A 21157-nucleotide genomic window follows, 5' to 3' on the forward strand; every position below is an offset into this window, starting at 1 on the left:
ATGGTGACACCGAGCATCGAATACGGCCTGCTCTCCCCCATGCTGATCGTGTTCGGGGTGGGCGTGGCCGGTGTACTCGTCGAGGCATTCCTGCCCCGATCGGCCCGCTACCGGGTACAGGTTGCCCTCGCGCTCGGCGGGCTGGTGGCCGCCGTGGTGGCGGTCGTCCTGTTGGCCCGGGACTTGCACGGCACCCCCGGCAGGCCGGCGGTACTGGGCGCGGTGGTCCTCGATGCCCCGGCGTTGTTCCTGCAGGGCACCATCGCCCTGGTCGGCATGCTGGGGATCCTGCTGATCGCTGAACGGCAACCCCGCTCCGCGGCGCGAGACGGCATCGGCGGTCTGGACGGCTTTACGCCGCAGGCGTCCTCGGCGCCGGGAAGTGTGGCCGAACAACTGGCCACCAAGGCTGGGGTGATGCAGACCGAGGTCTTTCCGCTGACGATGTTCGCCATCGGCGGCATGCTGCTGTTCCCGGCCGCCGACGATCTGCTGACCATGTTCATCGCGCTGGAAGTCCTGTCGCTTCCGCTGTATCTGCTGTGTGGGCTGGCCCGTCGCCGGCGGCTGCTCTCTCAGGAGGCGTCGCTGAAATATTTTCTGCTCGGCGCGTTCTCGTCGGCTTTCTTTCTCTACGGTGCGGCCATGCTGTACGGCTATGCCGGCACCCTGGACCTGAACGGGATCGCCACGGCCGTGGCCACCAGGGCACCCAACACCCCGCTGGCACTGATCGGTATCGCCCTGTTGCTGGTCGGGGTGTTGTTCAAAGTCGGTGCCGTTCCGTTCCATTCGTGGATTCCCGACGTGTACCAGGGCGCCCCTACCGCGATCACCGCGTTCATGGCCGCGGCCACCAAGATCGCCGCCTTCGGCGCCATGCTGCGCATCTTCTACGTTGCCGTACCGCAGTTACGCGATGACTGGCGGCCGGTCCTGTGGGCGATCGCGATCCTGACCATGGTGGTCGGGACCATCACCGCCGTCACCCAGACTGACGTGAAACGAATGCTCGCCTACTCCGCGGTGGCGCACTCTGGTTTCATCCTCACCGGCGTGATCGCCGCCAACCCCGCTGGGGTGTCCTCCACGCTGTTCTACCTGTTCGCGTACGGATTCAGCACGCTGGGCGCATTCGCCGTCGTCGGCCTGGTCCGCAACGCCGCCGACGAGGAGGAGACGTCGATGGCCCGGTGGGCCGGACTGGGCCGCCGATATCCGATTGTCGGCGTGGTGTTTTCGCTGTTCCTTCTGGCGTTCGCCGGGATTCCGCTGACCAGCGGATTCGTCAGCAAGTTCGCGGTGTTCAAGGCCGCCGGTGAGGGCGGGGCGATCCCGCTAGTCATCGTCGGCGTCATCGCCAGCGCCGTTGCGGCCTACTTCTACGTGCGGGTGATCGTGCTGATGTTCTTCACCGACCCTCCCGAGGACGCACCCGACGTCGTCGTCCCGAGCGGGCTCACCACCGCCGTCATCACGGTCACCGCGGCAGTGACCTTCGCGCTCGGTGCCCTCCCTCAGCCGTTGCTGGATCTCGCCAACAACGCCCAGACGTTCTTTCGTTAGGCGTTCACAGCCAGATATCGGCTGTCTCACAGCACGTTTCCTGTTTCAACTCGAGTAGCCGGCTACCCGTGACCCCTCGGCGCTCCAAGGGCAAGATGGCAGCACGTCGGCGTGGCGCAGCCTCCGCCCGTCAACCCGAAACCGAAAGGGCACGAAGATGCCGAAGATCCACTGGCTGGACAAGCCCGAGACGCACGACTACCCAGCAGCGGCCGACTATCTGGACCTGATCGCCGACAGTGACACGGTTTCCGGCATCATCGACGCCCTGCGTGGTGGAACCGTCGCGCACAAGAAGGCCAAGGACATCTTGCGCGCCGCGGGGCTGCCCCTGCTGCCGAAGGACAACGCGCATGTCAAAGCCGACCTGCAAAAGGTGGATCAGGGCACAGCGCTCTCACCGATCCTGCTGGTGCGCGGCCGGCTGTCTCGCACCGTACCGCTGCAGATCGCCGACGGCTACCACAGAGTGTGCGCCAGCTACTACATCGACGAAAATACCGACATCCCAGTGATTCTCGCGACGATTCCCAAATTGGGATAGTTCAGCTACCGAAGAATTCCCGATCAGCACAGTGCAGATCGGTCGGATCGAAGTATTTCTGTGCCCAGGCGTCTGTGGTCCCAAGGAACCAGCCCGCCGCCACGGCTGCCGCCCCGCGATCGAGTGTCGCCGCGGCGACACTGGGCGGCGCAGCGGATTTGCTGCTGAGTGTGTCCAGGAACTGGTAGTGATCGACCAACGCCAGAGCTTCGATCACGAACGCCGTCGCGACATCTTCATCACTGATCGCGAGCAGGTTGTCACCGTTGGCCTGTTCCCCGCCCAGCGCCAGATTCGACGACCCGCAATAGACCACCGGGTCCGCACCGCGGAAACCACACACCACGAACTTGTGGTGCACCTCGTGCCCGACAACTTGCGGTACCTGGTCGAACGGCGGCGGTAGGGCCACGTGGCCGGGCTTGCCTGACACGATCAGACCGGTCTTCTGCCCGTGTACGTACAGTGCGACACCTTTGGGAGCATCCGAAATGCCCATACTGAATACCGCAGTGTCTGAATGTATTTCGTTCAGCGCATCGTAGACCGGGTTCGCCGAGGTACCGCCCAGAACCATGACGGCGAAGAACACCGAACCCTGCGGCGATGTCGCTTTCGACTCGGCGTTCACCCGGTCGACCAGCGCGCCCAGGATCTCGCCGGCGGTATCTGAGGTGTGCGGCGAGAACGTGATCGAGGTGGCCGGGGTGTCCGACGCGTCGCCGCCGAACGTATGCGGGCCGGTGGCCCACTGCGATGCTGCGAACGGTTTGGTCTTGACCCCGTCCTGCCACACCTCGTCGAACACGGCGGCGTAGGTGGCCGCAACCTCGCGGTCGTCGAACACGAGCACGTGGTTGGCATTGACGTACAGACCGTTGATCGAGAAATTGGTCGACCCGGTCAGCACGGTGCGCGCGCCGTCCTTGTCGGAGACCACCATCACCTTGTCGTGGGCGTAGCGGCTGAAATGGCCTCGCAGGATCGCATCGGTGCCCACCTGTCCGGTGAACGCGTCGTAGAACTGGTCCTCGGGCGTCGGCTTGGTTGTGCTGTGGTGCTCGGGGCAGTCATCGAGAATGATCCTGACCTGATTGCTCGCAGCCAACTTGAGTAACAGGGCACACACGTCGGGTTCGTTCAGGTCGTAGGCGAACACGTCGACTGACAGGGTCGGATCGGACTGCACCTCCGAAAGCAGATCGAGGACCCGCTTGCGGGCGGTAAACCCCAACCACTCGTATTCTTGTGCATAAGTGTAGGTTTGGCCATCGGACCGGGTTCCCGCCACCGCCGAGGTGTCGAACGTCAACAAGTCGTCGGCGGGGCGCAGATGTGTCGCGGGCCCGAAATGACGCACGAACGCCTGGGATTGCACATAGCCGCGGGTGAAACTGGCCGCCAGATTGCCCTTGACGAAGGGGCCGACTTCCACGTCAACGGTCACGGCCAGGCTCGGGTCCAGTAATTGCAACGCGCCGGCGTCACTGAAGTACCGCGGAGTGACGACGTAGCGGTACGCCCCGAAGGCTGGAGAGCCACCCTGATGAACGAGCCCGGGCACGTGCACCCACCGGAACTTGTGGATCGGGGCGTTCACGCTCGAGAACGGTGACACCCCCGCGACCTGGGCATGGTCTGGTGAGGCAGCCAACCGCAGATTGTTGTCGACGTAGTACGGCTGGACTCCCGGCGGATGAACCTCGACGGTGAAACCCGCCAGTCCGGTCCGCGCGGAGTCGGAGCTCAGATCGAAGGCCAGCAGGGTCTTGGCGTCGCCGCAGAAGGCGTTGACGGCGAGCACGGCATTGGAGGCGCGGACGGTCGACATGATGGGACTCCTTCGGCGTCGGGCGCGGTCAAACCGCGGGTACCCCCAGACTGCATTCGCCGACGATGACACGCGCGCGTACCCGACTACTCGAATCCGCCGGTCGGGATTCCAATTTCCCAGGCTCACAGCAAGTTACGAGCCAATAGACAGCACTTTCGCCGATATCTCATCTAGCGGGCTACATTCGAACCCATGACAACCGTCCTGACCGCTGACCACGGCGCCGTCCGGGTCCTCACCCTGCATCGTCCGCGGTCACGGAACGCCCTGGGACGCGAGCTGATCGAGGCACTGTACGGCGCCCTCGACGACGCCGATACCGATCAGACGGTGCGGGCCATCGTGCTCACCGGGACCGACCCGGCGTTCTGCGCCGGCGTCGATCTCAAAGAGGCGCAGACGCTCGGCATGGAGTATTTCGAGAAGTTCCGGTCGCACAACTGCATCACGAAGACCGGCGAGCTGCGTACCCCGATCATCGGAGCGATCAACGGAGCCACGTTCACCGGTGGGCTGGAGATGGCCCTGGGCTGCGACTTCCTGATCGCCTCCGACCGGGCGGTGTTCGCCGACACACACGCCCGGGTCGGGATCCTGCCCGGCGGCGGGATGACGGCACGGCTGCCCCATGTAGTCGGTGCTGCGATGGCGCGCCGGCTCTCGATGACCGGCGAGGTCGTTGACGCCACACGCGCCGAACGCCTGGGCCTGGTTACGGAAGTGGTGCCCCACGAGCGACTGCTGGCCCGCGCACTCGAGCTCGCGGGCCAGATCGCCGAGGTGCCCGGCCCGATCATGGCCGGGCTCAAAGAGATCTATGTCCGGGGCACGGCTCCGCTGATCGCACCCGCGCTGTCCGCGGAGCAGGCCATCGCCGGCGCGCAGGCGCGTGATTTCGACGGGTTGGGTGACCGGTATCAGGCGGTAGCTCAACGCAATCGCGGTCAGATCGACGATTAGCCGGTCCGGGCGGGCTCGATGATCGTCATCCCCGGCCCCGCGGGGGCGTCCATGGCGGCCAACGCCGCGCCCGCCTGGTCCAGCCCCACTCGCTGGGTGACCAACAACTCGGGCCGCAGCGCACCGGATGCGAGAAGGTCCAGCATCACCGGATAGTCGACGGCCGGCATTCCGTGCGACCCGAAGATCGCCAGTTCCTGGGCGATCACCCGGTCCATCGGGAGGGCAGTCTGTGCCGCGTCACCCAGCAGGAGGCCGACCTGGACATGGCGGCCACGACGGCGCAGCGAGGAGACCGAGGCCGCCGCGACCGCCGGATGCCCGATGGCGTCGACCCCGATGTGCGCACCGCCACCCGTGCGGTGCACGACTTCGGTTGCGATGTCCGTGATCTCACTGGCGTCGATCAACTCATCGGCGCCGAGTCCGCCGGCGGCGGCCAGCGCCTGGGCGCTGCGATCGACGGCAACAACTCTGGCGCCGAAGGCTTTTGCGATCATCACTGCCGACAGACCTACCCCACCGCACCCGTGGACCGCGACCCACTGGCCGGGTTGCACCCCGCCGTGGCTGACCACGGCGCGAAACGAGGTCGCGAACCGACACCCCAGCGAGGCCGCCGCGACGAACGAGACCGTGTCGGGCAGACGCACGAGGTTGGCCTGGGCCCGCGGAACCGCCACCCGCTGGGCGAAGGAGCCCGGCAGCGTGAATCCCGGTTGTAGTTGGTCGGGGCACACCTGGGCATCGCCGGCCACGCAGAACTCGCAGCGCCCACAGCCCAGCACGAAGGGCGCGGTCACGCGGTCGCCCACCTGCCAGCCCGCTACCTCGGCACCGACCGCCACGATGGTCCCGGAGAATTCATGTCCGGGAATGATCGGCAAGGTCACCGGATCATGCCCCCGCCAGGCGTGCCAGTCGGACCGGCACACGCCGGTGGCCGCGACCTCGACGACCACACCGTCGTCAGGACATACGGGGTCGGCCACCTCGACCACAGTGGGCCGCACGCCCACCTCGGAATAGACCACAGCACGCACAGCTGCGATGGTAGGCCGCCTCCGGACCGGCTCAGCGATGCCGCTTCACAATGAAGCCGACGGTGCGCCCGCCGAATCCGGGGAGTGCCGGGGTCGACATCTCCACCTGCCGTCGGGCCTGTTCGACGACAGGAGTCTCGGGATCGAGCACCGACAGGTAAACCTCGTGGGCAGCAAGAGAACTCACTGCCGTATCGGTGTAGCCGTCGACCACCTCGCAGTGCGACGGGTCCGGCCCGTTCTCGAAGAGCCAGGCCGGCGGGCTGGGCAGACTGTCATACGCCGCCGCGACCGCGTGCGCGAACTCGATGTGGTCACGTTGATTCGGTGCGCCCGGCGCCCAACTGGGCCCGCTGTAAAGGGTGACGACGACATCGGGACGCAGCGCCGCGATGGTCTCGGCGATCTTCGCCCGCAGCTCGGGGGTGTCGCGGATGTTGCTGTCCGGAAAGTCCCAGAACGCGACGTCGTGAACCCCGACGATGGCAGCCGATCGCCGCTGCTCCCCTTCCCGCAACGGCCCGGCCTGCTCCGGCGGCATTCCGGCGATACCGGCCTCGCCCCGCGAGGCCAGCGCGTAATGCACGCTCTTGCCCGCGGCAGTCCACTTCGCGACGGCCGCGCCGACGCCGTACTCGGGATCGTCCGGGTGGGCCACCAGCACCAGCGCGGTCTGCCAATCGGCGGGAAACGGTTGGATGTCCATTGCTAGCTCACCCGGGTGTTGTGGGCGGAGCGGATCAGCCAGCGCCCGTCGTTCTCGACGAGGACGTAGCTGACGATGCCGTTGCGGTCCTGCTGATCCTCGGTATTCACCGCACCAGTGTCGAACTTGAACCGCGGTTCATGTCAACCAGCTGATCGCCTCAGCCCCAGCCCGGCGGCCGATAGGCTGCGCCCGGATGCTCAGGAGCCAGCAATGGTCCGGCGCCGCCGAGCCGTTCCCGCAGCGTGGTCCGTTCGGCGGGCTCGGGCACTCGCCCGCGACGACGCAACTCGGGCACGACGTGGCGGGCGAAGTCGACAAAGGTGCCCGGTGTCGTGACGTAGGCGAGATTGAACCCGTCGACGCCGGCCTCGTCGACCCAACGTTCGAGCTCATCGGCAACCTCGGTGGGCGAACCCACGACCACCGGGCCACGGCCACCCAGACCGACCTCGTGCGCCAACTCCCCCGCCGTCCAGTTCCGGTCCGACGTGGTAAACGATGCCAGCGCAGAACGATTGGCCTCGGTCTGCACGTATCTCAGGGGTTCATCGGGCCCGAGCTCAGCCAGATCGACACCGGTCCAGCCGCCGAACAGTGCCAATGCGCCCTCCGCGCTGACAAACTGCCGGTACTCGTGCAGCTTGGCGACCGCCGCCTCATGGGTCTCGGCGACGATCGGGGTCAGCATCGTGAACACCTTGATGGACCCGGGATCTCGTCCGTGTTCGGCTGCGGCGGCGCGCAGGGCCTTGACCGGCTTGGAAACGATTTCGGGCGTGGGGCCCGACACGAACACCGCCTCGGCGTGTGCCGCGGCGAACCGGACTCCGCGCGGTGAGGCACCGGCCTGAAACAGCATCGGGGTGCGCTGCGGAGATGGTTCGCACAGGAACGGCCCCGGGACGCTGAAGTAGCGGCCTTTGTGTTCGATGTCATGGACTTTCGCCGGATCGGCGAACACGCCTCGTTCCCGGTCGCGGACGACGGCGCCGGGTTCCCACGATGCTTCCCACAGCTTGTAGCAGACCTCGAGGTATTCCTCGGCGATCTCGTAGCGCTCGTCGTGCGGGATCTGGGCATCCAGTCCGAGATTGCGAGCAGCGCTGTCGAGGTAGGAGGTGACGATGTTCCAGGCCACCCGGCCACCGGTCAGGTGGTCCAGTGTGGAGAGGCGGCGGGCCAGGGCATAGGGCTGCTCATAGGTCAACGACACCGTGACACCGAATCCCAGGGTTTCGGTGACCGCCGCCATGGCCGAAACCGCAAGTGTCGGGTCGTTGACCGGGACCTGTGCGCCATCGGCCACCGCCGCGTCCCGGGATCCGCCGTAGACGTCGTAGACACCGAGCACGTCGGCGAGGAACAACGCGTCGAAGCCGCCGCCCTCCAGGATGCGGGCGAGTTCGGTCCAGTATCCGAGTTCCCGGTATCGGTAGCCCTGATCGTCGGGGTGGCGCCACAATCCGGCGGACTGATGCCCGACGCAGGCCATGTCGAAGGCGTTGAGATAGATCCGGGTCATCGCACATCTCCGATCTCATCCAGATGTGTTTCCCGTGCGAAACAGGCGGCCGTGAAGGTGATCGCGGTAAGCACGCCGAAATAGCCGACGATCAGCCAGGGGCTACCGCCACCCGCGACCAGCAGCGCAGCCGCGATCAACGGTGCGAACCCACCCGAGAGCACGGCGCCTATCTGGTACCCCAGCGAAGCACCGCTGTAGCGCACCCGGGTATCGAACAGTTCCGCGAACCAGGCGGCCTGCGGCCCGTACATGGCGTCGTGGGCGATGTTGACACCGAACACGATCGCCAACACGATCGCGATATGAGATCCGGTCCCCGCCGCCACGAAGAACAGGATGAGGGCCAGTACACCGGCCACCGCGCCGAACAGGTACGGAGGCCGTCTGCCCACCCGGTCGGACAGTATTGCCCACAGCGGCGTACTGACCAGCCCGATGGCCGATGAGATCAGCACCGCCGTCAAGCCGACCTGACTGCCGGCGGTCGACGAATCCTGCAGGTAGGTAAGTGAATACGTGGTCAGTAGGACGAACAGTCCGATCTGCGAAAATCGTAGACCGGTGGTGATCAACACATTCCGCGGCTGGGTGCGCAGCACCTCCAGCACCGGCAACCGCGCCACCTCGCCGCGGTCTCTGACGCTGGTGAACACCTCGGCGTCGGTGAGCCTCAGCCGGATCACCAGGCCGACGACGACAAGAACAGCGCTGAGCAGAAAGGGGATTCGCCAACCGTAGGCGAGGAAGGCGCCGGGCCCGGTGGCCGTCCTCGTCACGTAGAAAATGGCCGTCGACAGCAACATGCCGGCCGGCGAGCCCAATTGGGTGAAGCTTCCGAACAGACCGCGGCGACCCGCCGGTGCATGCTCTACCGAAAGCAACGCCGCACCACCCCATTCGGCGCCGACCGCCAGGCCCTGCAGCAACCGCAGACTCACCAGCAGTGCGGGTGCGAGCAGCCCAACCTGGGCGTACGTCGGCAGGAGTCCGATCGCGAAAGTGCTCAGACCCATCCCCACCAACGCGCTTACCAGAACTACCTTGCGCCCCAAGCGATCTCCGTAATGGCCGGATATCAGGGCACCCAACGGCCGGGCCCCGAACCCTGCGGCATAGGTCGCGAAAGAGGCCAGCGTGCCTGCCGTCGATGAAATATTCGGGAAGAACAACGGTTTGAAGACCAAGGCCGCGGCCGTGGCATACAGATAGAAGTCGTACCACTCGATCGTGGTGCCGACCGCACTACCCAGCGCGACGGTGCGCGCACTCGGCTTGGCGGTAGCCACGGAACGTGGGTCGGTAATAGTCACGTGGCCGCAGGTTATGCGGCGCCTGAATCACCCGGAAGATTTGGCCTCAGGGTGACGCAAATGCACCAGACGTTACGTACCGACGGTGGCCCCGTGCACCAGGATCGCCGCCGTCTGCGCCACCCACTTGTCATCGAGTTCGCGCTCGGGCCACAACAGCATCCGCAGCAGGGTCGATCCGCCGATGAGTTCCACCAGACGGTCCGGGTCGACGTCGGCCTGCACCTCACCGCGCGCGATGCCGTCGACGATCCGGGCGCGCACCGCGACGAACATCCCGGCGAACCGCTGCATCACCCGTGTGTTGAGGTCGGTGTCGGCGGCGACGTCGGCGACGAGTCCCGGCAGTGCCGCGCGCACCACCGGGCTGGTGAAGACGTCGCGGGCCGCACCGATCATTGCCCGAATATCGGCGGCGATGTCACCGGCCGGAGTCGTCAACGCCGTCGCGGCTGCCGGGAAGACCGCCTCGTGCACCAAATCGGCTTTACTCGACCACCGGCGGTACAGCGCGGTTTTCGTGGTTTGCGCCCGCTCGGCCACTGCGGCCATCGTCAGGTTCGCATAACCGATTTCGACAAGCAGATCCGAGGTGGCCTGCAATATGGCAGCGTCGATGCGCGGGTCGCGAGGACGTCCCGCTCCGGCGGTCTTGCCAACCGGTGATGGCTCTGCTTTCATAACGCTACCAACAGTATCGTAATTGTGTCCGTAAGGAAGAGTTGAATGGCAAATGAGCCGGCCGTGGACGCTCCTGTAGAGAACGTCGACCACCTGCAACGCTCCAGCCGCGACGTCACCACGTTGCCATCGGTGCTGTCGAAATGGCTGTCCACCGTGATGCCGGGCGGTGTCGCTCCCGAGATCACCGTGGAAAGCGGAGTCGACTCCAACGGCATGTCCTCGGAAACGATCATGCTGACCGGCCGCTGGGAAGAGGACGGCGAGGCGAAGGAGCAGCGGTGGGTGGCCCGCGTCGCCCCCACGCAGGACGACGTCCCGGTGTTCTCGTCGTACCGGCTTGATCACCAGTTCGAGGTGATGCGTCAGGTCGGCGAACTCACCGACGTGCCCGTCCCCAACGTGCGCTGGATGGACACCACCGGCGAGGTGCTGGGCACGCCGTTCTTCCTGATGGACCGGATCGACGGCCAGGTGCCGCCCGATGTCATGCCCTACACCTTCGGCGGCAACTGGTTCGCCGATGCCCCGGTCGAACGCCAGCGCGAACTGCAGGACAGCACCGTGGAGGTACTCGCCAAGCTTCACGCGATCCCCGACGCGGCCGAGCGGTTCGCGTACCTGTCCGAGATCGACCCGCCGGGCGATACCCCACTGCGCCGGCACTTCGGCTGGCTCAAGGGTTGGTACGACTACGCGGTACCCGATATCGGCCGTTCACCGCTGGTGGAGCGGGCACTGAAATGGCTGGAAGACAACTTCCCCGAGGACGTGGCAGCGTCGGAAACCGTTTTGACGTGGGGTGATTCACGCATCGGCAACGTGCTCTACGACGATTTCCGTCCCGCGGCCGTACTCGACTGGGAGATGGCCACCCTCGGCCCCCGAGAGCTCGACGTTTCGTGGATCATCTTTGCGCACATGGTGTTTCAAGAGCTGTCCGGTATGGCCGGGCTACCCGGCCTGCCCGACGTGATGCGCGAGGAGGATGTCCGCGCGACCTACCGCGAGTTGACCGGGGCCGAACTCGGCGACCTGCGCTGGTTCTACGTCTACTCAGGCGTCATCTGGTGCTGCGTGTTCATGCGCACCGGCGCCCGGCGCGTGCACTTCGGCGAGACCGAGAAGCCCGACGACGTCGAAACGATGTTCTACCACGCGCCGTTGCTGCGGCGTCTCATTGAGGAGTCTTAAATGCTCGGCCCGATGGACGAATTCCCGGTACATCAAGTTCCTCAGCCGATCGCCTGGCCGGGATCTTCGGACCGGAACTTCTACGACCGTTCGTACTTCAATGCCCACGACCGCACCGGCGACATCTTCGTCATCACCGGCCTCGGCTACTACCCCAACCTCGGGGTGAAGGACGCGTACTTTCTCGTACGCCGCGGCGATGAGCAGACGGCGGTCCATCTGTCCGACGCGATCGATCAGGACCGGCTCAACCAGCACGTGGTGGGTTACCGGGTCGAGGTCACCGAGCCGCTCAAGAAGATCCGCATCGTGCTCGACGAGACCGAGGGTGTCGCTGCGGATCTCACCTGGGACGGCCTGTTCGATGTCGTGCAGGAGCAGCCGCACCTGATGCGTCAGGGGAACCGGGTCACGCTCGACGCCCAGCGCTTCGCCCAATTGGGTGCCTGGAGCGGCTATCTGGAGATCGACGGCCAACGCATCGACGTCGACCCGGAAACCTGGATCGGCTCCCGCGACCGGTCCTGGGGCATCCGCCCGGTCGGTGAGGCCGAGCCCGCCGGACGTCCGGCCGACCCGCCGTTCGAGGGCATGTGGTGGCTGTACGTGCCGATGGCGTTCGACGACTTCTCGATCGTCTTCATCATCCAGGAGGATCCCAGCGGGTTCCGCTCGCTCAACGACTGCAGCCGGGTCTTCAAGGACGGCCGCGTCGAACAGCTCGGCTGGCCGCGGGTGAAGATCCACTACCGTTCCGGCACCCGCATCCCGACCGGTGCCACCATCGAGGCCACCACACCCGACGGCACCCCGGTCCGGTTCGACGTGGAATCGAAACTGCCCGTGCCGATTCACGTCGGCGGCGGCTACGGCGGCGACGTCGACTGGATCCACGGCGTGTGGAAGGGCGAGAAGTTCACCGAACGGCGGACCTACGACATGACCGATCCAGCGGTCGTCGGCCGGACCGCGTTCGGTGTGATCGACCACGTCGGCCGTGCCGTCTGCACCGAAGGCAATCGTGCGCCGGTGGAGGGCTGGGGACTGTTCGAGCACGGTGCACTCGGCCGCCACGACCCCTCCGGTTTCGCCGACTGGCTCACCGTCGCCCCCTAGGACACCAGGCGTCACGCCAGGTCAACGGCGACAGCCACTCTGGCGTGACAACGGTGCGCTCAGGCCGCCACGAACAACGCCCCCGCTCCGATCGCCTCGACCAGGCAGTAGAACCAGTTGGGGTAGAACGAGGTTCGGTCGCCGATCAACCCTGACACGATGCGGCCGAACGCCATTCCGGCCAGTGCGGTGCCGACAGTGATCAGGATTCCGGTGCGCACCTCCCCCGGCGTCGCTGCGGCGTAGCCAAGCACACCGGCGATCGCCAACCCGAATCCTCCGTACACGGCCCGCACTTCGGCGCGCGTCGCCGCGGTGTCGATGCTGAACCCGAACGGGCGCAGAATCGCCTGCGGAGCTGCCAGTGCGTAGACACCCATGCCGAGGAAGAACACCCCGACCACGACGATCACTGCGATAACCACGGTAGCCTCCTGATCAGTTGATGAGGAGCCCAGCATGCAGACTGAACCCGTGCCGGCGCTTCCACAAACCTGCTGCCCGACGGTGTGGCTGTGGCCGGGGCAGGCGCTCTACTCCGGGCCGGGACTCGGCCTTGAGCCGCATTCCGGATCCGTGTGGTGCCTGGCCGTCGGCGTCGACGGACCCCTGACGGTGACGGTGCAGGGCAATGCGATCACCGCCCGGAGCCTGTTGATTCCACCGCGGCTCACCCATCACCTGTCGATGCGGGGCGCGTTGGTGTCGTGCTATCTCGATCCCGGTTCCCAGCGCAGCGCGTCATGCCGACAGCAGTTCACCGAATTCCGGGACAGCATCGGCGTCGGCCATGCCGCCGAGTCCGCGCTGACGACGAGACCGGACGACGACGAGGCTGCCCGGCGCTGGCTGAAGCTGGCCGCCCCCGATGAGCCGCACCGGATCGATCCTCGGATCGAGCTGGTGGCCAAGCAGATTCGCGGGGACCCGGCGGCAGCGGTATCGGCCCGTGAGTTCGCGGCGACCGCGGGATTATCTGAATCCCGGTTCCTGCATCTGTTCCGCCGCGAGGCCGGGACCAGCCTGCGGCGCTACCGGATGTGGAGCAGGCTCATGCTGGCCGGTACCGCGGTGGCGGCCGGTGCGAATCTGACCACGGCAGCCGCCGATTCCGGGTTCGCCAGCCCGTCGCACCTGGCGGACACCTTCAAGACCACGTTCGGATTGTCGGCGACACAGCTCCTGACGACAGGGCTGCGCATCCGCACACCGTGACGATCAGGAAGCCACCGACTCGGTGGCGGGGGCGCGGCCGAAGACCATCGACTCGTCGATGCGGTCGAAGCGGTGGTCGATGGCGTCCAGCACATAGTTGTGGCGGACGTGCCACGGCCGTTTGGTGCCCGAACGCGGCAGCGCGTGCTCGGAACGCTGGATGTAGCCGGCCTCCAGGTCCCATGTCCGCTTCTCCGGCATCGGCGCCGCACCTTTGTGTGGATAGGCATGCGTGTAACCGTGAGCACCCATGTAGGCCAACAGGTTTGCGAACGCCCGCGCTGTCATGTCGGCCCGCAGCGTCCACGACGCGTTGGTGTAGCCGATGCACCACGCCAGGTTCGGGACGTCCTCGAGCAGGAACTCTTTGTAGACGAACCGTTCGGTCGGCTTGACCTCCTGGCCGTCGACCGTGAGCCTGATCCCGCCGAGCGCCTGCAGTTGCAGCCCGGTCGCGGTGACGATCACGTCGGCATCCACTCGCTCACCGGATTTCAGCACGATGCCCGCGGCGTCGAGATGGTCGATGTGATCGGTGACGACATCGACTTGGCCATGGCTGATGTGCTCGAACAGGTCTCGGTCGAGAACCAGGCACAAGCGCTGGTCCCACGGGTTGTACCGTGGCTTGAAGTGCACGTCGACGGGGTAACCCTCGGGTAGTGCGGCGACGGTCCGGTTGCGGATCAGCCACCGCCCGAACTTGGGTGCCTTCCGGAACACGAAGTACATCAGTACGTGGATCATCGCATTGCGGAACCGCACCACCTGATGAGACAGCTTGCGCGGCAGTGCCTTACGGATGGCCTGCACCATGGGATCGATCCGCGCCATCGACATCATGTAGGTCGGCGAGCGTTGCAGCATCGTCACGTGCGAGGCCTGCTGGGCCAACGCGGGCACCAGACTGATCGCCGTGGCCCCACTACCGATCACCACCACGCGCTTGCCCGAGTAATCCAGCGACTCGGGCCAGAACTGCGGGTGCACCACGTCGCCGCCGAAGCTCTCGATACCCGGGAATTCCGGGGTGTAGGGCTCGTCGTAGTTGTAGTAGCCGGTGCCGCAGAACAGGTACCGGCACCGGTAGGTCCCGGCCTGGCCGTCCTGCTCGGTATGCACGGTCCAGGTGTCGGTGCCCGAATCCCAATCCGCCGACAACACACGGGTGTTGAACCGGATATGACGGTCGATGCCGTAAGTGCTGGCGGTCTCGGTCAGGTAGTCGCGGATATCGCCACCGTCGGCGACATTCTCCGGCCGGGTCCAGGGTTGGTACGGGAAGCTCAGCGTGAAGATGTCGCTGTCCGAGCGGATCCCCGGATACCGGAAGAGGTCCCAGGTGCCACCGATCCTCGCCCGGCGTTCCAGCACGGTGTACGTCAGGCCGGGGCTCTTCTCGTGCACACGATAGGCCGCGCCCAGCCCCGAGATCCCGGCCCCGATGATGAGTACATCGGTGTACTCCGGATCCGCAGCACCCATGGCGAACCTCCTTTGGTCCCGCTCGGTACCACCCACCCTAGGCGTTCAGCTGCGCAGTGCGTCAACGATCTGGGCAAGCGAATCCACGGCGATCGGACCCGGCTGATACAGGCAGATCCGGTCCGACACCCCCGCCACCCGGTCACGGATATGAGCGGCGATGTCGGCGGGGCTGCCGCAGGCCGCGATGGTGTGCAGCACCTCGTCGTCGATCAGCGAACCCATCTCCTGCCAGCGGCCCTGCTTGGACAGCGCGTTGAGTTCGGGCTGCAAATCGCCCCACCCGTGTACCTCCAGCACCGGCCGGTACGCCGGGGTCGATCCGTAGAAGGCCAGCAGCCGTCGCGCCGCGTCATGATCGTCGCCGGCCGACACGATGATCTCCGGGACGATGGCCAGATCCGCCTCGTCACGGTCGGCCGCGACGAGCCCGCCCCGCACCGCGGGCAGCGTGACCTCGTGCAGGAACCGCTTCGACCCGAACGGCATGACCAGCAGGCCGTCGGCGAACTGCGCGGTGGCCCGGGTCAGCCGGGGGCCCAGCGCCCCGACATAGATCGGCGGCGGACCGTAGGGGTTGTCCCGAGGGGTGAACGTGGGTGTCATCAGCGTGTGCCGGTAGTACTCGCCGCGAAACTCCAGGCGCTCGCCGCTCTCCCACGCCGCGAAGATCGCCCGCAACGCCGCGACGAACTCGGACATCCGGGCCACCGGCCGGTCGAACTCGGCGCCGAACCGCTTCTCGATCTGGGTGCGGATCTGTGTGCCGAGCCCCAGGGTGAACCGGCCACCAGAAAGGATCTGGTGGTCGATAGCCTGGTGTGCCAGATGAATCGGGTTGCGCGGGAACGCAATTGCCACATTGGTCATCAGGTCGAGATCCCCGACCGTGGAGGCCAGCGTCAACGGGGTGAATACGTCATGGGGCCCCTCGAAGGTGAATACCCCACTGGCCCCGGCCTCACGCAGGGCCGCGGCCCGACCGATCGCGTCGCGCGGCCCGAACAACGCTGTCATCACCTTCACGCGTGAGAGCCTAGACAGGTGAGTATCCCAACCAGCACCGACGTCGTCGTCGTGGGCGCCGGCTTCGCCGGGCTGTCCGCCGCCCGAACCCTGGTCCGGCTCGGACACCAGGTGGTGGTGCTCGAGGGACGTGACCGGGTGGGCGGACGCTCGTCGACCACCACGATCGCCGGAGTGCCCGTCGACCTGGGCGGCACGTTCGTCGGCCCCACCCAGGACGCGGTACTGGCGCTGGCCGACGAACTCGGGTGCCGCACCGTGCCCACCTACGACCGCGGCAAGAACCTGATCCGCTGGCACGGACGCGTCCGGTCCTACCGCAGCACCATCCCGCGGTTGTCGATGATGGAACTGTTCGACGTGTCCCGCATCCAGTGGCGGTTCGAACGGCTCTGCCGATTGATCCGAGTGGATGAGCCGTGGAACAGCCCGAACGCGCACAAGCTCGACGACCGCACGCTGGAGCAGTGGCTGCGCTCGGCAGGCGCCAACGCCTCGACACGCAACCTGATGGCGATCATGTCGAGGGTTACCTGGGGCGCCGAGCCCGACGAGGTGTCGATGCTGCACGCCGCCCGCTACGTCAAGGCCGCCGGCGGGCTGGACCGCATGCTCGACGTCCGCGGCGGGGCCCAGCAAGACCGGTTTCCCGGGGGCACCCAGCAGATCGCGTGCAAGATGGCCGAGGAACTCGGAGACCGGGTGGTGCTCAGCGCCCCGGTGGACCGCATCGAGCGGCATGACGACGGCACGCTGGCGGTGACCTGTCCGTCCGGCGTGGTGCAGGCGCGTGCAGTGATCGTGGCGATCCCACCGCAGCACCGAACCGGGATCGAGTTCAGCCCGGCGCTGCCCAAGCCGTATGCCGAGCTGGCCGTGAACTGGCCGCAGGGCAACCTCAGCAAGGCCTACGCCGCCTATGAACGGCCGTTCTGGCGCACCAACGGCTGCTCGGGCGAAGCATTGTCCGACGAGGGGCCGGTATTCATCACCTTCGACGTGAGCCCGGGTGGTGAAGACCGCCCAGGCATCCTGTTGGGGTTCACCGACGCCCGCAGCTTCGACCGGCTGTCCCCGACGGAGCGCCGCGAGCAGGCCCTGTCCGGGTTCGCCACCCTGTTCGGCGATGCCGCCCTGAAACCGATCGACTACACCGACCACTGTTGGAGCGCAGAGCAATTCGCTCCGGGTGGGCCTACGGCGGCGGTGCCGCCGGGATCGTGGACGCAGTACGGCAAGTGGCTGCGGGAACCGGTGGACGCGATCCACTGGGCCGGCACCGAAACCGCGGATGAGTGGACCGGTTTCCTCGACGGGGCGGTCCGGTCCGGTCAGCGTGCGGCCGCGGAAGTGGCCGGCCGGCTTACCGACTGAGCCCGTTACTGATTGACCGCTTGAGGCGACGCCACCGAATCGGCCAGCGTCCGCAACTGGGCGTTCACCTGTGACGGGCATTCCAGAATGGCGCAGTGCCCACCGGGCATCTCGACGAAAGCACTCAGGTTCGGCGCGTCGGCGGCGATCCGGCGGGCGGCGTCGATGGGCAGCAAGCGGTCCTTGGCACTGCCGATCACCAGCGTGGGCACCGACAGGTTCCGAAGCGAGATATGTTGTGCGCCCAGCCCGTTGACCAGAGTGCGGGCCCAGCCGCCACGTCCGGCGGACGGGGTCTCGGCGAACAGGTGATAGATGAACTCCGCGACCCACGGGTCGGCGTCACGGCCCACCGCCAGACGCGCGACGAAACGCTTGTTGGGCCGCTCGACGATCCGCGGCATGCGCGTCCCGCCGAAGGTCCGGATCGCCGTACCCGCCGCCCGGATGCGCGTCGATGCCAGCGGCGCAGGCACTCTCAGCAATTTCACGTCGCGCACCAGATCCCCGGTGGTGGTGTTGATCAGTGCGACAGCGTCGGCGCGGGCCGCCACCCGGGCCGGGTAGCGCTGCGACCACGAGGTGATCGCGATGCCGCCCATCGAATGTCCGGCGATGATGGCCCGTTCGCCGGGCTTCAGCGTGGCGTCGAGCACTGAGTCCAGGTCGGCGGCGAGGTGGTTGAGGCTGTACCGGTGACGCCCGCGCGGCGTCTCGCTGCGGCCGTGCCCGCGGTGGTCGTAGGCGATGACCCGGTAGTCGGTGGCCAGATCGGCGATCTGGTGGGCCCAGACCCCGATGGCACACGTGATGCCGTGCGCCAGCACGATCGGGTAGCCGTCCTCGGGCCCGAACACCTCGGCATGCAACCGCACGCCGTCGACTGCACGAACCTCGACATTGCGTCCCGGTGGTAGCTGAGGAAGGGTCATGATGCTCCGATCGTTGGCGTCTTTGCCAGGTGAAACTGAGGGTTTACGAGCCTACCGCGTGGGTGATCAGCACGGGTTTTACCACGTCAGCGGCTTTCGCGGCGGCCCAGGCCCGGCCGAAGTCGCCGAACGGGTAGCGGCTCACGAATTTGTCGAGCGGAAGTTCGCCACGGCGGTGCAGATCGACCAGGTGCGGGATGAAGGTGTGCGGTTCGCTGTCCCCCTCCACCACACCACGCACGGTCAGACCCTTACCCATGATCGCCGCGACCGGCAGGTCGGCTGTCAAGGCGCCGAGGCCCAGCAGCGCCAGCGTGCCGCGCTCGCGCAACACCCCGACCGCTGCGGCGAGAACATCGGGCCGCGCGGTGGTGTCGACCGCGGCGGCCACTCCCCCGGACAGCTCGAGCACTGCCGCTGCCACCTCGGTGGTGGTCGGGTCGATCGTCGCGGTGGCACCCAATTCGGTTGCCAGCGTCCGTCGTTCGGCGATCGGGTCGACGGCGATGACGGTCCGGCAGCCCGCAATCCGGGCACCCATGACCGCCGAGAGCCCCACGGCGCCGGCACCGAACACCACAAGCGCGTCCGCGGGTTGCGGCGCAAGCACATTGAGCACGGCCCCCATTCCGGTCTGCACGCTGCAACCCAGCGGCGCGGCAAGCGCGGGATCGATCGCCTCGGGCAGCACCACGGCATTGCGGCTGCCGGCGATCGCATGGGTACTGAAGCTGGACTGGCCGAAAAAGCCGCCGCCGATGGGGACACCGTCGTGGTGCAGTGCACTGGCCTCGCCGCGGGTGCCGCGCATGTTGAGGTCGGTGGACCGCTCGCAGTAGGCCGGGGCGTCCACCCGGCAGTTGGGACAGGTGCCGCAACTGGCGAAGGTGAGGACGACCTGATCTCCGACCCGGGGTACAGCGTCCGGTCCGGCCTGGATCACCGTGCCCGCGCCCTCGTGACCGAACACCATCGGCAGCTTGCGAAACCGCGCGGCCACACTCACATCGGTGTGGCAGATGCCGACCGCGTCGATGCGGACCAGCACCTCGTCGCCGCGCGGTTCCCGAATCTGCACGTCGATGAGCTGTGGATCGGCTCCGGCATCGAGCACCACCGCGGCGCGGGCGTTGAGCATCCGGTGATGCTAAAGCACCGACTTGACACCTGTCACAATTGGCTGGCGACCCCACCAGAAGGAGACACCGATGCGTGCAGCACAGATCACCCGGCTCGACGGTCCCGACGCAGTGCGGGTGGCCGAGGTGGAGGAACCCTCCGATACCGATGCGGTCGTGATCGACGTCCACGCCGCCGGGGTCGCATTCCCGGACGCCCTGCTCACCCGGGGGCTCTACCAGTACAAGCCGGAGCTTCCGTTCACCCCGGGCGCCGAGGTCGCCGGCGTGGTGCGCAGCGCCCCCGCCGGAGCTCACGTCCGCGCCGGTGACCGCGTGCTGGGTCTGACCATGCTCTCCGGCGGGATGGCCGAAGTCGTCGCCCTGCCCGCCGAACGGGTGTTCGCACTGCCGGACGCGGTTTCGTTCGAGGCCGGCGCCGGCATCCTGTTCAACGACCTGACCGTCCAATTCGCATTGCGGACCCGCGGCCGGTTGGCAAAAGGCGAGACCGTGCTCGTGCACGGCGCGGCGGGCGGCATCGGCACCTCGGCGCTGCGGCTGGCACCCGCGCTGGGGGCAGCACGCACCATCGCGGTGGTGTCCACCGAGGAGAAGGCCGAGATCGCCAGGGCCGCAGGCGCATCCGATGTGGTACTCGCCGACGGATTCCGTGACGCCGTGAAGGAACTCACCGACGGACGCGGCGTGGATATCGTCGTCGACCCGGTCGGCGGTGACCGCTTCACCGACTCACTGCGGTCGCTGGCCGTGGGCGGACGGCTGTTGGTCATCGGGTTCACCGGCGGCGAGATCCCCACGGTCAAGGTCAATCGCCTGCTGCTCAACAACGTCGACGTGGTCGGTGCGGGTTGGGGCGCCTGGACGTTTTCACACCCCGGCTACCTGCAGGAACAGTGGGCCGAGCTGCAGCCGCTGCTGGCTTCTGGCGCGGTGCCCGCACCGCAGCCCGAGGTGCGTCCGCTCGAGCAGGCAGCGCAGGCCATCGCATCGCTGGAGAACCGCAACGCCAAGGGCAAAGTCGTGCTGAAGCTTCGGTGATCCGGGAATAGCAGCGCCTCGGCCGACGTTATGGGCGGCGTGACTGAGCATGCCGAACTGAGCCCGACCGACTGGGTACGCGATCAGACCCAACGCATCCTGGAACAGGGCACGACGGACGGAGTCGAGATACTCGACCGCCCCATCGTGCTGTTCACGACGACGGGCGCCAAGTCCGGCAAGAAGCGGTACGTACCGCTGATGCGCGTGGAAGAGAACGGCCGCTACGCGATGGTGGCCTCCAAGGGCGGTGCCCCGGAGCACCCGTCGTGGTACTTCAACGTGAAGGCCCACCCTGCCGTGACAGTGCAGGACGGTGACAAGACCGCGTCACTGACTGCTCGCGAGATCTCCGGTGACGAGCGCGAGCACTGGTGGAAGCTGGCCGTCGAGGCCTACCCGCCGTACGCCGAATACCAGACCAAGACCGACCGACAGATTCCGGTCTTCATCGTCGAATGAC

Annotated in this window: 20 protein-coding genes; 9 read left to right on the plus strand and 11 right to left on the minus strand. The window is 66.7% G+C overall.

Features of this window, described 5'->3' with window-relative positions:
- Together nuoN and AB0I14_RS09800 are read left to right on the plus strand one after the other, a co-directional pair.
- Entirely contained in the window at positions 1 to 1566 is a 1566-nt protein-coding gene (gene nuoN, locus AB0I14_RS09795; RefSeq protein ID WP_358019544.1) for an NADH-quinone oxidoreductase subunit NuoN, read from the plus strand.
- Between the two features lie 157 nt (positions 1567 to 1723).
- Positions 1724 to 2110 carry a hypothetical protein gene (locus AB0I14_RS09800; RefSeq protein WP_358019547.1) on the plus strand — a complete coding sequence of 129 codons (387 nt, stop codon included), beginning with the start codon at positions 1724 to 1726 and terminating at the stop codon, positions 2108 to 2110.
- A 1-nt stretch (position 2111) separates the two neighbouring features.
- Here AB0I14_RS09800 and AB0I14_RS09805 read toward each other — a convergent pair whose 3' ends face one another.
- Positions 2112 to 3941 (minus strand): phospholipase D-like domain-containing protein, encoded by a 1830-nt coding sequence (locus AB0I14_RS09805; RefSeq protein ID WP_358019550.1) that lies wholly within the window; start codon positions 3939 to 3941, stop codon positions 2112 to 2114.
- Between the two features lie 195 nt (positions 3942 to 4136).
- Here AB0I14_RS09805 and AB0I14_RS09810 point away from each other — a divergent pair, with 195 nt between their 5' ends.
- Positions 4137 to 4904 (plus strand): enoyl-CoA hydratase, encoded by a 768-nt coding sequence (locus tag AB0I14_RS09810; protein ID WP_358019553.1) that lies wholly within the window; start codon positions 4137 to 4139, stop codon positions 4902 to 4904.
- On the opposite strand, the gene AB0I14_RS09815 is transcribed toward AB0I14_RS09810, so the two are convergent.
- The 5 genes from AB0I14_RS09815 to AB0I14_RS09835 all read right to left on the minus strand — a co-directional run bounded on the left by AB0I14_RS09815 (position 4901) and on the right by AB0I14_RS09835 (position 10172).
- Positions 4901 to 5947 carry a zinc-dependent alcohol dehydrogenase family protein gene (locus tag AB0I14_RS09815; protein WP_358019556.1) on the minus strand — a complete coding sequence of 349 codons (1047 nt, stop codon included), beginning with the start codon at positions 5945 to 5947 and terminating at the stop codon, positions 4901 to 4903. The genes AB0I14_RS09810 and AB0I14_RS09815 overlap by 4 nt on opposite strands.
- 31 nt (positions 5948 to 5978) lie before the next feature.
- The gene (locus AB0I14_RS09820; protein WP_358019559.1) at positions 5979 to 6653 is read right to left on the minus strand and encodes a PIG-L family deacetylase; all 675 of its coding nucleotides are present in this window, start codon (positions 6651 to 6653) and stop codon (positions 5979 to 5981) included.
- Positions 6654 to 6813: 160 nt separating this feature from the next.
- Entirely contained in the window at positions 6814 to 8178 is a 1365-nt protein-coding gene (locus AB0I14_RS09825; RefSeq protein ID WP_358019562.1) for an LLM class flavin-dependent oxidoreductase, read from the minus strand.
- Positions 8175 to 9467, minus strand: a complete 1293-nt coding sequence (locus AB0I14_RS09830) for an MFS transporter (protein WP_358021188.1) — start codon at positions 9465 to 9467, stop codon at positions 8175 to 8177. Before AB0I14_RS09830 ends, AB0I14_RS09825 begins: the two co-directional genes overlap by 4 nt.
- A 96-nt stretch (positions 9468 to 9563) precedes the next feature.
- Entirely contained in the window at positions 9564 to 10172 is a 609-nt protein-coding gene (locus tag AB0I14_RS09835; RefSeq protein ID WP_358019565.1) for a TetR/AcrR family transcriptional regulator, read from the minus strand.
- A 45-nt stretch (positions 10173 to 10217) separates the two neighbouring features.
- On the opposite strand from AB0I14_RS09835, the gene AB0I14_RS09840 reads away from it, so the two are divergent.
- Together AB0I14_RS09840 and AB0I14_RS09845 are read left to right on the plus strand one after the other, a co-directional pair.
- Entirely contained in the window at positions 10218 to 11366 is a 1149-nt protein-coding gene (locus AB0I14_RS09840; protein ID WP_358019568.1) for a phosphotransferase family protein, read from the plus strand.
- Positions 11367 to 12482: a hypothetical protein gene (locus AB0I14_RS09845; protein WP_358019571.1), complete on the plus strand. Its 1116-nt coding sequence runs from the start codon at positions 11367 to 11369 to the stop codon at positions 12480 to 12482. It begins immediately after the preceding gene.
- Positions 12483 to 12541: 59 nt separating this feature from the next.
- On the opposite strand, the gene AB0I14_RS09850 is transcribed toward AB0I14_RS09845, so the two are convergent.
- Positions 12542 to 12907: a DUF4345 domain-containing protein gene (locus AB0I14_RS09850; protein ID WP_358019573.1), complete on the minus strand. Its 366-nt coding sequence runs from the start codon at positions 12905 to 12907 to the stop codon at positions 12542 to 12544.
- 34 nt (positions 12908 to 12941) lie between these two features.
- On the opposite strand from AB0I14_RS09850, the gene AB0I14_RS09855 reads away from it, so the two are divergent.
- Complete coding sequence (locus AB0I14_RS09855; RefSeq protein WP_358019576.1) at positions 12942 to 13697, plus strand: AraC family transcriptional regulator; 756 nt, start codon at positions 12942 to 12944, stop codon at positions 13695 to 13697.
- A gap of 3 nt (positions 13698 to 13700) precedes the next feature.
- On the opposite strand, the gene AB0I14_RS09860 is transcribed toward AB0I14_RS09855, so the two are convergent.
- Both AB0I14_RS09860 and AB0I14_RS09865 read right to left on the minus strand, forming a co-directional pair.
- Positions 13701 to 15182: an NAD(P)/FAD-dependent oxidoreductase gene (locus AB0I14_RS09860; protein ID WP_358019579.1), complete on the minus strand. Its 1482-nt coding sequence runs from the start codon at positions 15180 to 15182 to the stop codon at positions 13701 to 13703.
- 45 nt (positions 15183 to 15227) lie between these two features.
- Positions 15228 to 16199 (minus strand): TIGR03617 family F420-dependent LLM class oxidoreductase, encoded by a 972-nt coding sequence (locus AB0I14_RS09865; RefSeq protein ID WP_358021191.1) that lies wholly within the window; start codon positions 16197 to 16199, stop codon positions 15228 to 15230.
- A gap of 27 nt (positions 16200 to 16226) precedes the next feature.
- Between AB0I14_RS09865 and AB0I14_RS09870 the strand changes: the two genes are divergently transcribed.
- Entirely contained in the window at positions 16227 to 17582 is a 1356-nt protein-coding gene (locus tag AB0I14_RS09870) for a flavin monoamine oxidase family protein (RefSeq protein WP_358019582.1), read from the plus strand.
- A gap of 5 nt (positions 17583 to 17587) precedes the next feature.
- On the opposite strand, the gene AB0I14_RS09875 is transcribed toward AB0I14_RS09870, so the two are convergent.
- Both AB0I14_RS09875 and AB0I14_RS09880 read right to left on the minus strand, forming a co-directional pair.
- On the minus strand, positions 17588 to 18514 hold the full coding sequence (locus AB0I14_RS09875) for an alpha/beta hydrolase (protein WP_358019585.1): 927 nt from the start codon (positions 18512 to 18514) through the stop codon (positions 17588 to 17590).
- Positions 18515 to 18557: 43 nt separating this feature from the next.
- Positions 18558 to 19652, minus strand: a complete 1095-nt coding sequence (locus AB0I14_RS09880) for an NAD(P)-dependent alcohol dehydrogenase (RefSeq protein WP_358019588.1) — start codon at positions 19650 to 19652, stop codon at positions 18558 to 18560.
- Between the two features lie 70 nt (positions 19653 to 19722).
- Between AB0I14_RS09880 and AB0I14_RS09885 the strand changes: the two genes are divergently transcribed.
- Positions 19723 to 20694 carry an NADPH:quinone oxidoreductase family protein gene (locus AB0I14_RS09885; protein WP_358019591.1) on the plus strand — a complete coding sequence of 324 codons (972 nt, stop codon included), beginning with the start codon at positions 19723 to 19725 and terminating at the stop codon, positions 20692 to 20694.
- Between the two features lie 39 nt (positions 20695 to 20733).
- Positions 20734 to 21156: a nitroreductase family deazaflavin-dependent oxidoreductase gene (locus AB0I14_RS09890; protein ID WP_358019594.1), complete on the plus strand. Its 423-nt coding sequence runs from the start codon at positions 20734 to 20736 to the stop codon at positions 21154 to 21156.
- Position 21157: the final 1 nt, after the last annotated feature.

The organism is Mycobacterium sp. NPDC050441 (assembly GCF_040655355.1).
In the GTDB taxonomy this organism is placed as follows: domain Bacteria; phylum Actinomycetota; class Actinomycetes; order Mycobacteriales; family Mycobacteriaceae; genus Mycobacterium.